This is a genomic window from Leucobacter sp. OLIS6, from assembly GCF_002752355.1.
Taxonomy (GTDB): Bacteria; Actinomycetota; Actinomycetes; order Actinomycetales; family Microbacteriaceae; genus Leucobacter.
Window position 1 is genome coordinate 45391 of record NZ_MRAV01000008.1, and the last position, 13121, is coordinate 58511.

Below are 13121 nucleotides of genomic sequence, written 5' to 3' on the forward strand. Positions count from 1 at the left end.
CACCCGCTACCGACATCGGCGGCGACGCCGCTCACGCGGGATGCGGGGTGCGGTCGCTCGTGTTCCCGACGCGCTCGCACACCGCACGAGCGGACCCGCGGGGAGCGGCAGCGTGCGAGGCGGCCGGACGCGGTGCTGCCGTGCGGGGGCCGGTGGTGCGCTGCCCGGTGGTGACGGCGGCGGTCGGGACGCGGCGGGCGGCCAACGCGGCCAGCGTGCGGCGCACGATCCCGATGCGCGGAACGACCTGATCCGGGCGTTCGGCCGCGAGGCGCGCCCGTTCGGCTCGCGCTGCGGCCTGCGCGATCTCCTGCTCGGTGACGCGGTATCCCATGTAGGTGTTGAGGTCCATGATGCTCTCCCTGTCTCGGTAGGTCCTACGTTCCTCGCTAAGTCCCCTCGGCCCCATCGGGCAGGTGCCCTATTTCCCGCCGGGGGATCCTTATTCCGCGCCCCGGCTCCGCGCCCTTCGCCCTTCGCCCCCACCCTCCCCAACGCTTCTTCCTCGGTCGAGTGAGCAGTTGTCCATGAAATACGGCCTCATTCCATGGACAACTGTTCAGTCGACCGAGAAATCAGGCGCGAACGCGAGGGGCTCTGGCGGGCGGGGGTATTACGGTGCGGTAAGGATCCGGCCGATCCGCAGCTCGGCGTGCCTATCCTGAGCGCATGAACGGTCGCAGGGCGCTCGCCGCCGCGGGAGGCGCCGCCGCCGCGCTGCTCGGCGTCGGCATCGGCGAGCTCGCCGCGGCGGTCGTCGCGCCCGCCTCCGGGCCGTTCGCGGTGATCGGCGGAGCGCTCATCGACGCGGCGCCCGCCTGGGCGAAGGACACCGCGATCGCTTGGTTCGGCACCTCCGACAAGGCCGCACTGCTCACCGGGATCGCCCTCGCGCTGCTCGCAGTCTCGGCGGTCGCGGGGCTCTGCGAGGCCCGCTGGAGTCGCACTGGCATCGTCGCCTTCGCTGCGATGGGACTCGCGGTCGGCGGACTGTCGCTCACGCGGGCCGAGGCCACGGAGATCTCCTGGGCGCCGTCGCTGCTCGCCGGCTTCGCCGCCGCGGGCGCGCTCCGGCTCCTGCGGGATCGGCTCCCGGAGCCCGCGCCGATCGCGCAGGCGGAGCCGCACCAGACGGAGCCGGCCAAGACCACCGACCCCTCTCGCCGCCGTTTCCTTGCCTGGGCGGGTGGCACCGCCGCGGTCGGCATCGCGCTCGCGATCGCGAGCACGGCCGCGCGGGCCGGATCCGCCGCGGTGGCGAACGTGCGCAAGGCGGTCCGGCTGCCGCGCCCGGCGACGCCCGGGCCCGGGATCCCGGCGGGCGCCGAGCTCGACGTGCCGGGCATCACGAAGCTCATCACTCCGAACTCGGAGTTCTACCGGATCGACACGGCCCTCGTCGTGCCGACGGTGGATCCGGCGAGCTGGAAGCTGCGGATCCACGGCATGGTCGCGCGGGAGGTCGAGCTGAGCTGGGACGAGCTGCTGCGGTTGCCCATGACGGAGACGACGGCGACCCTGTCGTGCGTCTCGAACGAGGTCGGCGGCGATCTCGTCGGCAACGCCGTCTGGCTCGGGGTCCCGATCCGCGAGCTGCTGGCCCGTGCGAAGCCGAGCAGCGGCGCCGATATGGTGCTCTCGACCTCGGTCGACGGCTTCACCGCGGGGACGCCGCTCGAGACGCTCACCGACGATCGCGACGCGCTGCTCGCGATCGGGATGAACGGCGAGCCGCTGCCGTTCGAGCACGGTTTCCCCGTGCGCATGGTGGTGCCGGGACTGTACGGCTATGTCTCGGCGACGAAGTGGGTCACCGATCTCGAGGTGACCCGCTTCGACCGGGCCACCGCCTACTGGACGGATCGCGGCTGGTCGGCGCGCGGCCCGATCAAGCTGGAGTCGCGCATCGACGTGCCCCGGGCGGGGCGAGCGCTCGCCGCGGGGGAGACTGCGATCGCGGGGATCGCCTGGCAGCCGCACGTCGGGGTCGCGGCGGTCGAGGTGCGGATCGACGACGGTCCGTGGCGGCGCGCGACGCTCGCCCCGGCGATCTCGGACGACACCTGGGTGCAGTGGCAGATGCCCTGGCGGGCCGAACCCGGGCAGCACGAGATCCGCTGCCGCGCGATCGCCCGCGACGGCACCGTGCAGACGGGCGAGGTCGCGCCGCCCGCGCCGAACGGTGCGACGGGCTGGCACACGATCCCGGTGACCGTCGGAAACTGATCCGGCGTCGAAGACCCGGGGCCCGATTCGGCGCCCGGCCCGCCGGATCAGCGGCCCAGGCCGCGCAGTTCGCGGCGCGAGCGCAGCCCGAGCTTCGCCAGTACGTTGCGCATGTGGAACGCCACGGTCGCGGGCGAGAGGTAGAGGCGCTCCGCGATCTCGCTGTTGGTCAGCCCGGATCCGGCCAGCACCGCGACCTCCCGTTCGCGGCCGCTGAGGCCCCCGAGCGCGCGGTCCGCCTCGGAGGCGGGGGCATCGCGCAGCCGCGAGATCCGGCGGAGGGCGCCGTGGGCGCCGAGCGGCCCGAAGCCCTTCGCGGCGACAGCCAGCATGCGATCGCCTGCCGCCCGCTCGCCCGAAGCGAGCAGCAGCCGTCCGGCGTCGAACGCGGCCTGGGCGCGGGGCCCGGGCAGCCCGTCCTTCGCCGCGCGCCGGTACGCGCGGATCGCGCGATCGTGCAGGCCGTACGCCTCCGCGACCCGGCCTTCCAGCCAGTCGAGGCCGCCGAAGATCGGTTCCCACGAGTCGCCGGCCAGCTCGGTGAGCCGTGCGAGCTCGCGGTCCGCCTCCTCGGCACGGCCCAACGTGGCGAGCGCATCGACCCGGTAGGTGAAGATCGATGTTCCGGCCAGCCAGCGGGGTCCGATCCGCTCGTCCGACAGGATCTCGAGCACCTCCTCGGGCCGATCCTGCGCGCGGGCGCGGACCACCGCGGCGAGGAGCTCGAGCTCGACGCCCATGGTGTCGTAGGCCGTGACCGTCACCTCGGCGGCCGTGCGCAGGTCGCGCTCGTACCCCTCGGCGTCGCCGGCGGTGGCGTGCAGCACGGCGCGCAGCAGGTAGGAGAGCGGCCGGGCCGATACGTCGATGCTGTCGAGCACCGTCGCGATCGCCTCCTCGAGGCGTTCGGCGGCCTCGGCGGTGCGGCCGAGCAGCCAGGCACAGTAGGCCTGCTGCACGCGGGCGTGACCGACGCTCCATCCGGCGACGCCGGAGTCGCGCAGCCGGGCCACGCGTTCGAGGTCGGTCGCGGCCTCCTCGATCCGACCGATGCCGCCGAGGTGCCCGGCACGGCAGACGAGCGCGTCGGAGAGCGCGGGGGAATCGACGGCTGCGTCGATCCGTGCGCCGAGCTCCTTAAGCTCCGCTGCAGTGCGCTCGCGGAGCCCGAGCCGTTCGGTCGAGAGCACCAGCAGGGCGGTCGCACGCAGTCCGACCTCCGCGGGCGAGGGGAGCGGGAGCAGACGGCGGTCGGCGACGGCCTCGGGGCGCGCCGCGAGCGCGTCGGCGAGGTCGCGTGTGCGATCCAGTAGCGCGGGCAGCGGACCGTAGTCGCCGGTGGTGAGCTGGATCATGACCGCCAGCATCGCGGTGTGCAGTTCGAGGGTGCGGGCGTCCGGGTGGGCGACGGGAGCGGCGAGCAGGCCCGCGGCGAACTCCGCCGCCCAGGGGATGTCGCCGGTGATCTGCCGGGTCTGCAGCAGCGCGAGGTCGCGCAGCGGCGAGCTCGGCATCCGTTCGAGCTCGGGGAGCAGGTCGAGCACCGAGGGGCTGACGAGCTCGGCTGCCGCGAGGACGCAGATCTCGACGACGAGCTCGTCCCGCAGCTGCGGGTCCGCCAGCGTGGACGCCCGGCGCAGGTACTCGATCGCCCGGTCCGGCTGTCCCTCGGAGACCGCCCCTGCGGCGGTCGTGCGCACTTCGGCGAGGAGCAGCGGGTCGAGCTCCTCGGCCGCGTCGAGCCGGCAGACGAGCGCCCGGTGGGTGCTCGCCAGGGTGTCTGCGGCGGCGGTCAGCACCTCGCGGCGCTTCGCCGGATCGATGCGGGTCGCGACGTCGGCCGCGTACAGATCGTGGAACGGGGCGATCCGCTGGTCACTCGCGGTGACCAGCAGCCCTGCCGCGAGTGCGCCGGCGATGTCCGCGGACTCGCCCAGGCGGTGCGCGACTCCGAGCAGCTCGGATCGCTGCAGCGGGCCGTGCAGCACCGAGGCGATCTCGACGACGGAGGCGATCGCGGCCGTGCCGCCCGTGCCGACGGTGTGGAACGGGTTCTCGGGGACGCTGGGGAACTGGACGTCCTCATCCCAGTGGCTGCGGTCCGGCGCCGTGCGCTCCATGCCCGCGACGAGGGCGTCGATGTGCACGGGGAGTCCGCCCGAGAGATCCCTGATCCGCTCCGCGAGCCGGAGCGAGATCTCGCGTCCGTGCACCTGCGAGGCGTACTCGCGCACCTCGGGGGCATCGAGCGGGTCGAGCGTGAGCGGTCGGACCTCGCCCCAGGCGGTCGGGTCCGCGGCCACGATCGATTCCGCGAGTCCACCGACCCGGGGCGCGTGCCCGCTGAGCACGACGAGGAGCCCGCCGTGCGCGACGCGGCCGAGTACGAAGCGGAGCACGCCGGCCGAGGCGTCGTCGATCCACTGCGCGTTATCGACGACGACGCAGAGCGGTCGGCCCGAGGAGACGCCGCGGGTGAGCGCGGGCAGGAGCACGCGCCCGGCGGAGAGCAGGTCGAGCGCGGTCGGTGCGTCGAGCAGGCCCTCGCGGATCCCGGCGGCGCGGGCTACCTTGTCGGCCAGCGCGAAGGGGAGCGACTGCTCGAAGGCGTCGGCCGTGGTGGCGATGATCCGGGCCCGGCCCGATCCGGCCTCGATCAGCTGCCGCACCCAGGTGCTCTTGCCGACCCCCGGAAGGCCCGTGACGGCGACCAGGGCGCTGCGGGTTCGCCGTGCGGCGCCGAGCACGGCGCCCGGATGATCCGCTGAATCGAGCGCGGGATGCGGGATCGCGGCGGACGCGGGAAGCATCGGTGGTCCTCTCGAACGTGCGGGTGCGGCGGTGCGTGTGCCGATGTTACTCGCAACCGCGCCCATCAGCGACGGATAGGTTTCGCGTCCCGCACGGGAAGGAGCCCTCGCCGCGACCTAGATTCCGATCGGAAACGTCTCTCGATGAAAGGACCGATCATGCTCGGCCTCCGTCCTCCCGCCCGCAGGCGACGCGCGCTCACCGCGGGCATCACCGGCACGACGCTGGTCGCCGCCGCACTCGTCGGAGGGTTCGCCGCGGCGACTCCCGCCGCGGCCGCGACCGAAGTCGCCCCCTTCGCCATCGGATCGCTCTCGGGGCAGGAATGGACCGTGCCCGCGGGCGTGCACGCGATCACCGTCGACGTCGCCGGTTCGGCCGGCGGCGGCGGCGGATCCGTCAATTTCCCGGGTACCGACTGGTCGATCACCTCCGACGGGGCGGGCGGTGCCGGCGGACGGCTGCTCGCCCGGGTCCCCGTCGAGCCGGGGCAGAAGCTCGTCTTCTATACGAGCACCATGGGCGGCCCCACGGGATCGAAGTCGAACCCGGGAGGCGGCGGCGCCGGCTGGCTGCGCGGCGGCAACGGGAACACCGGCTCGCTCGAGGGGCGCGCGGGCGGCGGTGGTGGCGGCGCGAGCGCCGTGCGGATTCGCACGGCCGCCGGCGACCATGAGCTGGTCGTCGGTGGAGGCGGCGGTGGCGGAGGCGGCCTCGGGGGTGCTTTCGTCGGCTACCGCGGCGGCGTGGGCGGCGCCTCGGGCCAGGCGGGTGAGAACGGCACGGGCGCCGGTCACGGCAACGGCGGGGGCTTCGCGGGCAACGGCGGCAACGGCACCGGCGGCGGCAACGCCGGCACCAGCTCCTCCGGCGGTGGCGGTGGCGGCGGCGGAGCCGGCATCAACGCGGGATTCGGCGGTGGCGGCGGCAAGGCCGGTGGCGGCGGTGGCGGCGGCGGTGCCGGCGGGCAGAGCTGGATCGACACCGGCGCCGGTGTGCAGCTGCTGCAGGATCAGCGCTACTGGGGTGGCAACGGCTTCGTGCAGCTCTCGTACACGGTCGAGCAGGGGACCTCGCTCTCGGCGGTCTCGACGCAGAGCCGGTCCGTCTACGGCACTCCCGCGACGATCACGGCCACGGTCGCGAACACCGAGGGCGGCGCGGTGCCGACCGGCACGGTCACGGCGTCCGAAGGCGGCACCGATATCGCCACGGCTCCTGTGGCCGAGGACGGCACCGCGAGCTTCCCCGGACTCGTCACCGCGGTCGGCTCCCACGCGCTCGAGTTCGCATACGATCCGGGCGATGCGCCGTTCGCACCGGCGACCGGAACGCTGACCCAGATCGTGGATCCGGCCCCGACGCACTTCGCGGACCTCGCGGGCGCCGCGCCCGCGCAGGTCGGCGGACCCCTGACGATCACCGGCCGCGTGCTGGTCGGTCCGGCCCCGCAGACCGAACCGGAGACCGGGACCCCCTCCGCTGCGGCGAACGACGCCCGTGCCGCGGATTCGGCGGCTCCGACCGGCTCGGTCACCGTCTCCACCGGGGGCGGGGTGCTGGGGACGGTGCCGATCGCCGAGGACGGCTCCTTCGAGTTCCACCCGGCCTGGGCCGCGGGCACCTCCGAGTTCACGGTCGACTACGCGGGCGACGCCGACTATGCGGCGGCACCGCAGGGCACGGTCTCGGTCGACGCCGCGAAGGGGCGCACGACGACCGCGCTCGGACTCGACTTCGGCTCGATCCAGGCCGGGGGCACCGCCACGGCGACCGTCTCGACGAGCGTCCTGACGCCCGCGGTCATCGAGCCCGACGGCTCGGTGCAGCTCACCCTCGACGGCGCTCCCTACGGAGCCGGGATCCCCGTCGGCGATGCGGATCCCGCCACCGTGGAGCTCGAGAACCTGGCCGTCGGGACGCATGTGCTGCGCGCGTCCTACGCCGGAGACGCGTCGTTCGAGGGATCGAGCAGCGCGGAGGTGAAGATCGTCGTGGCCGCCGCGCCTCCGGTGCCGCAGGTCCCGAAGCCGACCCCGGCGCCGCTCGTCGCGGGCGGACCCGCGGTGCTGACCCGGACGGGGATCGACTTCGAGTCGGCGCCCGCGGCGGCGCTGGGCGTGCTCGCCATCATCTGCGGAGCGGCAGCGGTGACTGCGGCCGCGGTCCGTCGCCGGAGCGCGTCGGCACCGCGTCGATAGCGGCGGGAGACCGCGCCGCGCTCGGTGCGGATCAGGCGCTGGCCCGGTGACCCCGTCACCGGGCCAGCGCCACGGCGCCCGCCGAAACGGCGAGCAGGGCGAGATAGGTCCAGGCGTGCACGCCGTCGGGGATCCGCGGAGGCCTCCGGCGCAGCAGTACGATCACGGGGATCGCTCCGACGAGCAGCGCCAGCGCCGAAGGGACGTCGACCGAACCGACCAGGCCGGGGACGGCGGCCGTCGCTGCTCCCGTCTGGCCGAGGCCCGGCGGGAGCAGCAGCGAGACCGCGAACGCCGGGGCGACCACGGCCACGGTGAGCGGGTTCGCGAGGGTCGCCGCTACGGCCATCGAGGTTCCCGCGCGGCGCATCAGGGGGACCGTCATCACGCTGCCGCCGACGCCGAGGAAGGCTGCGACGGCCCCGATGCCGAAGCCGAGCGAGTCCGGGACGCCGCCGGCCTTCCGCGCCCGCGGCGTCGCGTCGCGCTCGGCGGGCTGCGCGCGGCGTAGGAACCCTGGGCGCAGCAGGAGATCGGCGATCGTGATCGCGACGTAGGCGACGAAGCCCCAGCGGATCAGCCACTCGGGCGAGAACCGCCCCGCAGCGGCGCCGGCGGCACCGCCCGCGGCGAGCAGTGCGACCAGGAGCCCGCGCCCGCGCAATCGCGCCAGGGTCCGCCGGTCGGTCGAGACCGTCGCGACGATGCCGTTCACGAGCATGACGAGCGCGGACGTCGCGGTGGCGACGGGGATCGCCCGAGCGCCGAGGTCGGCGTCGAAGAGCGCGATCACCGGGACGGCGACGAAGCCGCCGCCGAAGCCGAAGAGCGCCGTCGTGATGCCGACGGCGATGCCGATGAGAGCGATGAGGGCGAGGGAAGCGAGCACCGGTCCAGTCCATCGCGCACGAGCGATTGCCGGCAATCGAAGGTCGGACACTCTTCTTCGAGTTCCGGCCAGATCGAGCGTAGGGTGGGACCGTGCTCAACGGATCGCTCGAAGCCGTCGATCGGCTCCCGGTCGACGTGCTGCCGATCGGGACCGAGTACCCGCCCGACTTCCTGCTGGCCCGGCACGCGCATCGCCGGGCGCAACTGCTGTACGGCGTGCACGGGGTGATGCGGGTCGATACCGACGACGGATCCTGGGTCGTCCCCGAGGATCGTGCCGTGCTGATCCCGCCCGGAACGCCGCACGAGGTGCGGATGGACGGGGTGACGACCTGGAGCCTCTACATCGAGCCGGCCGCGGTCCCGTGGTGGCCGACCCGGTGCACCGTGGTCGAGGTGGGGGCGCTCCTGCGGGAGCTGTTGAGCGAGGCCAGCCGGTTCGCGATCGACTACGACGTCTCGGGGCGCGACGGAGCGGTGATCGGGCTGATCCTGCACGAGCTCCGCGCCGGGGCGCCGCTGCCCTTCCACGTGACGGTGCCCTCAGAGGAACCCTTCCGCGAGCTGTGCCGCGCGTTCCTGAGCCGCCCGGACCTCGCCGTGACGAACGACGAGTGGGCGGCGAGCGCGGCGATGAGCGGGCGGACGTTCGATCGTCGGTTCCGTGAGGCGGCCGGGGCCTCGCCGGCCGCCTGGAGAGCACGGGCGCGGCTGCTGGCCGCGCTGCCGATGCTGGAGCGGCGCACGGTGACCGAGGTCTCGGCGGAGCTCGGCTACGCGTCGCCCGCATCGTTCACCGCGGCCGTCACCCGAGCGTTCGGCGTGCCGCCGTCCCGGCTGCGATCGAGCGCACGCCCGGCCGGGACGGCGGATCCTCAGCGCGCCGAGCGACGCGCGCCGACGAGCTCGACGATGCCGACCGCGGCGGCGAGCACGGCCACGACCGCGGCGAACACGAGTCCCGCCGGGCGCAGGCCGGTGGCGACGGCGAGCAGCCCGACGCCGATCGCCGGCACGGCGAGCATGAGATAGATTCCCGCGAAGAAGGAGGACGAGACCTCGCCGCGGTGCGCCGGGGGCACCTGCTCGACGGTCGTCGCGATCCCCGCGTTCAGGCAGAGGCCGCCCGAGACGCCGAGCAGCACGGCGGAGACGAGGAGCGCGGCGAGCAGGGCCGCCGCGAGCGCGATCGCGAGGGCGGCCGCGGCGAGGACGAGGCCCGCGCAGCCGACCGCGAGCGCGGTGCGCGGGCGCATGCGACGGGCGATGAGCTGTCCGACGGCCATGCCCGCGAAAGCGATCGCGACGACGGAACCGGCGAGCAGGTGGCTGGAGAGGTGCAGCTCCTTCGCCAGGAACAGTGCCGAGACGGCGGTGAGCACGCCGGTCACGGCGAATCCGGTGCCTGCGGCCAGGACCGCTCGGACGAACGCGCCGCGGATCTCGGATGGCACCCGGAGGCGGCGCGGGCGGATCCGGAGCGTGCCGCGCGCGTCCGGCGCGGGGGCCGGGGTCCAGGCCGCGAGTCCGATCAGTGCGAGTGCGCAGAGCGCGAGGTGCGCGATGAACGGTACGGCCAGGGGCAGGGGTGCGACGTCGGCGAGGAGACCGGCGAGGAACGTTCCGAGCGCGAGACCCCCGGTGTTCGCGGCGACCGCGAGCGTGCCCGCGGTGGCCTTCCGCTCTGCGGGCAAGAGATCGATGACGGCCGCGGTGCCCGTGCCGCTCATGAGGCCGGCGCCGAGGCCGGAGATCACGCGCGCGACGATGAGGAGCGGCAGGGACGGCGGGAGCAGGAACAGGATCGCGCTGAACAGGGCGAGCGCGACGGCGATCAGCAGCACGGGTCGGCGTCCGAGATCGTCGGACAGGCGGCCGAACAGCGAGAGCGCGCCCACGACGCCGAGCGCGTAGACGGCGAAGAGCACGGTCACGGTCAGCGGCGAGAAGGCGAGCTCCGCCGAGTAGATGGAGTAGAGCGGGGTGGGGATGGTGGTGCCCATCATCGTCACGGCGAAGGCGAAGGCGGTCGCGACGACGGCCCGCCGGGGCGCCGCGGAAGCGGCGACGTGCGGCGGCGACGAGAGCGTGGTCGGGGATGGCATGGGAGCGCTCCTTAGAAATGAGACAAGATGCCTCGAAATAGTAACACTCATTCAATCCACGGTGTCTCATTATTAGGCGATGACTTTGCGGTGCACTGTGTCCTGATATTCTGGGCGAATAACGAGACAGATCGTCTCGTTGCTTTTGAGGAGGTCTCCCAGCATGGAGGAGCGAGTGCTCACCCCGGTTCCCGAAGTCGTCGATCAGCTCCGAGCCGGGCGGGTCGTGCTCGTTGCGGACGACGCGTCGCGCGAGAACGAGGTCGATGCGATCGTCTCGGCGGAGCTCGCCACCGCGGCGAGCATCGGGTGGATGGTGCGGCAGACCTCCGGGCTGCTCTGCGCGCCGCTCACCTCGGAACGCGCCGATCTGCTCGAGCTTCCGCCGCTCGTGGCGGAGAGTGAGGATCCGCGCGGGACCGCCTACACCGTGACCGTCGATGCACGGTCGGCCGGCAGCACCGGGATCTCCGCGACGGACCGTGCGCGCACCGTGAACGTGCTCGCCGACCCGCAAGCTGGGCCGCGGGATCTGATCCGTCCGGGGCACGTGCTCCCGCTGCGCGCGCATCCCGACGGGGTGCGCGGGCGCGGCGGGCATACCGAGGTTACGATCGACCTCCTCCGTCTGGCCGGCCTGCGTCCGATCGGGGTGCTCGCCGAACTGGTGGACGACGAGGGGGAGATGCGCCGCCTGGATGACGTGCTCCGGAGCGAGCGCTTCGCGGGAATGGCGATCACGACCGTCGCCGCCGTGCGGGAGCACGTCAGCGCGGGCGGAGCGACCGGGGCGTAGGGGTCTCGGCAGCCCCGGTCGCGTGGGCCGCTACTCGCGGTAGTCGCCGACGCCGGCGCGCCAGTAGCCCTGGATGTGCAGATCGGCGAGGGCCAGGCCGCGCACCAGTCCGCGGAACCGCTGGGCTGCTCCGGCCTCCGCGGCGAACCAGACCCCCGCGTCCGGCTCGAATCGCTGCCGGGTCGCGGTGTCCATCAGTGCGGATCCGGGGGCGGCGCCGACCTCGCGCCGGAGCCAGGTGATCCCAGCCCCGCGCGAGAGCGCGATCTCCTGCCGGTCGGCGTCATCGGCGAGCTCGACCCAGGCGCGGATCGGGCGGTGGCCGCGCTCCCGCTCGAGGATCGCGGCGATCGCGGGCAGAGAGGTCTCGTCGCCGAAGAGCTGCATCGAGGCGGCGTCCCGCCCCGGCGCTCCGCTGGGGCGGGGGCCGCCGACACGAGCGGTCTCGCCGACGGCGCAGCTCTCGGCCCAGCGCGGCATCGTACCGCCGTCGTGCAGGAACACGTCGATATCGACCTCGTTGCTCATGGGGTTGAAGCCGCGCACCGTGTAGGCGCGGCCGTGCTCGGTCGATCCGCTGGGGTCGCGCGGGTCGGGGACGAAGAGCTTCACCCAGGATCCGGGGGTGCCGTGCACCGCGGGCGCGAGATCGTCGTCGCCTCCGAGGGTGAGGCGGAGCATGTGCTCCGTGATCTGCTCGCGGGCGGTGACGACGACGTCGCGCGAGACGGTGGGGCGGCGCGCGGGTCGCGTCGCGTTCGCGGGTGCGGAGGGCATGCGGAACTCCTTTTCGAGGCAAGGTGTATTGCAACAGTAGCTCGACCTTTTCGGAACATCAAGCACCGAAAGTGCTAGGGTCGGGGCATGACCGAACGCACCCGCCCACTCGGCCGCCCGCGCAGCGAAGACGCCCGCCTCGCCGTGCTCCGAGCCGTCGACGACATGCTCGTCGAGGAAGGCTACGCGGCCATGACCATGAAGGGCATCGCCGAACGCGCGGGGGTCGGTCGCCAGACCGTCTACCGATGGTGGTCCTCGAAGGCCGAGATCCTGCTCGAGGCGAGCGCTGCCGACGCGGCGCGCGAGCTGACCGTGCGCACCGGTACGGACGCCGAGTCCGAGGTGACCGCGTTCCTCGTCGCACTGACGACCTTCCTCACCCGGTCCGACGCGGGCCTCGCCTACCGCGCACTGCTCGGTGAGGCCCAGCACGACCGGAAGGTGGCCGAGCTGCTGAGCGGAACCGACGTGCTGGGAGACGCCGCGCGGGCGGTCATCGGCAGCGCTCGGGCGCACGGAGCGCTCGCCGCCGAACCGGACACCGACGCCCTCGTCGCCGAGCTCGTCGGGCCGCTCGTATACCGGATCCTCGCCGAGGGCCGCACCGCCGAGCGCGCCGAGCTGCAGCGCATGGCTGCACGCTTCCTCGCTCGGTAGCCGCGGATCAGGCCCCGCGCGGCAGGCGGTACCGCTCGAACACGATGCCGGGTTCGAACCGCCGGATCTCGGCGAGCTCCGCGCGGACCGGCGACGCGAGCTCCGGGAAGAGCGCGGCCCCGCCGCCGAGGATCACCGGGCACCGGAGCAGGCGGACCTCGTCGACCAGGCCGAGGCGCAACGCCTGGCCGGCCAGATCGGCACCACCGATCGACACCGTCCGGGCACCGTCCTCGCCCTGCGCGCGCTCGACCTCTGCGGGGAGCGGGGCGTCCGCGAGCCGCGCTGCGCCTTCGACCCGGACCCCGCCGCGGCTGAACACGGTCTTCGGTAGCGCAGCCCAGACATCCGCGAACTCGGCGCTCGCGGGAGTCGAACGCATGCCGGGATCGGTCTCCCAGACGCGCATCGTCTCGTACAGGCGCCTGCCGAGCAGGTAGGCATCGAGCGAACGCACGTGGTCGAGCTGGAACGCGAAGAGCTCCGGACCCGGCGCGCCCCAGTCGAGACTGCCCGCACGATCGGAGATGAATCCGTCGAGCGAGACGCTCATCGAGATGGTCAGCATTCCTCGATGGTGCGCCCGCTGCGGTTCGTGCGCAACCGGAACGGACGCCCGCGCGGTCGAATCCTGAGTGCCCGCTGGGAGATGGA

10 protein-coding genes and 1 pseudogene are annotated in these 13121 nt (G+C 73.6%); 5 read left to right on the forward strand and 6 right to left on the reverse strand.

The genetic code is table 11. The annotated features are described in order from the left end of the window. Positions 1-31: 31 nt before the first annotated feature. Positions 32-352: a hypothetical protein gene (locus BMH31_RS03500; protein ID WP_099724420.1), complete on the reverse strand. Its 321-nt coding sequence runs from the start codon at positions 350-352 to the stop codon at positions 32-34. A gap of 317 nt (positions 353-669) precedes the next feature. On the opposite strand from BMH31_RS03500, the gene BMH31_RS03505 reads away from it, so the two are divergent. Further along, complete coding sequence (locus BMH31_RS03505; protein WP_099724419.1) at positions 670-2226, forward strand: molybdopterin-dependent oxidoreductase; 1557 nt, start codon at positions 670-672, stop codon at positions 2224-2226. A 47-nt stretch (positions 2227-2273) separates the two neighbouring features. Here BMH31_RS03505 and BMH31_RS03510 read toward each other — a convergent pair whose 3' ends face one another. Then, positions 2274-5036: a LuxR family transcriptional regulator gene (locus BMH31_RS03510; RefSeq protein WP_158234940.1), complete on the reverse strand. Its 2763-nt coding sequence runs from the start codon at positions 5034-5036 to the stop codon at positions 2274-2276. Between the two features lie 144 nt (positions 5037-5180). Here BMH31_RS03510 and BMH31_RS15820 point away from each other — a divergent pair, with 144 nt between their 5' ends. Then, positions 5181-7238, forward strand: a complete 2058-nt coding sequence (locus BMH31_RS15820; protein WP_099724417.1) for an Ig-like domain-containing protein — start codon at positions 5181-5183, stop codon at positions 7236-7238. A gap of 55 nt (positions 7239-7293) precedes the next feature. On the opposite strand, the gene BMH31_RS03520 is transcribed toward BMH31_RS15820, so the two are convergent. Further along, positions 7294-8127: a sulfite exporter TauE/SafE family protein gene (locus BMH31_RS03520; protein ID WP_099724416.1), complete on the reverse strand. Its 834-nt coding sequence runs from the start codon at positions 8125-8127 to the stop codon at positions 7294-7296. Between the two features lie 92 nt (positions 8128-8219). Here BMH31_RS03520 and BMH31_RS03525 point away from each other — a divergent pair, with 92 nt between their 5' ends. Then, a complete protein-coding gene (locus BMH31_RS03525; protein ID WP_199068187.1) occupies positions 8220-9161 on the forward strand; it encodes a helix-turn-helix transcriptional regulator in 942 nt (313 codons plus the stop codon). Positions 9162-9208: 47 nt separating this feature from the next. Here the strand turns inward: BMH31_RS03525 and BMH31_RS15675 are convergent. Next, positions 9209-10285 (reverse strand): annotated as a pseudogene (locus BMH31_RS15675) (MFS transporter); the annotation flags it as partial. A gap of 112 nt (positions 10286-10397) precedes the next feature. On the opposite strand from BMH31_RS15675, the gene ribB reads away from it, so the two are divergent. Then, positions 10398-11030 carry a 3,4-dihydroxy-2-butanone-4-phosphate synthase gene (gene ribB / locus BMH31_RS03535; RefSeq protein WP_099724414.1) on the forward strand — a complete coding sequence of 211 codons (633 nt, stop codon included), beginning with the start codon at positions 10398-10400 and terminating at the stop codon, positions 11028-11030. Positions 11031-11060: 30 nt separating this feature from the next. Here the strand turns inward: ribB and BMH31_RS03540 are convergent, their stop codons facing one another. Further along, on the reverse strand, positions 11061-11807 hold the full coding sequence (locus BMH31_RS03540; RefSeq protein WP_099724413.1) for a siderophore-interacting protein: 747 nt from the start codon (positions 11805-11807) through the stop codon (positions 11061-11063). A gap of 87 nt (positions 11808-11894) precedes the next feature. Between BMH31_RS03540 and BMH31_RS03545 the strand changes: the two genes are divergently transcribed. Beyond that, a complete protein-coding gene (locus BMH31_RS03545) occupies positions 11895-12467 on the forward strand; it encodes a TetR/AcrR family transcriptional regulator (protein WP_099724412.1) in 573 nt (190 codons plus the stop codon). 7 nt (positions 12468-12474) lie between these two features. On the opposite strand, the gene BMH31_RS03550 is transcribed toward BMH31_RS03545, so the two are convergent. Further along, positions 12475-13035: a dihydrofolate reductase family protein gene (locus BMH31_RS03550; protein ID WP_099724411.1), complete on the reverse strand. Its 561-nt coding sequence runs from the start codon at positions 13033-13035 to the stop codon at positions 12475-12477. Positions 13036-13121: the final 86 nt, after the last annotated feature.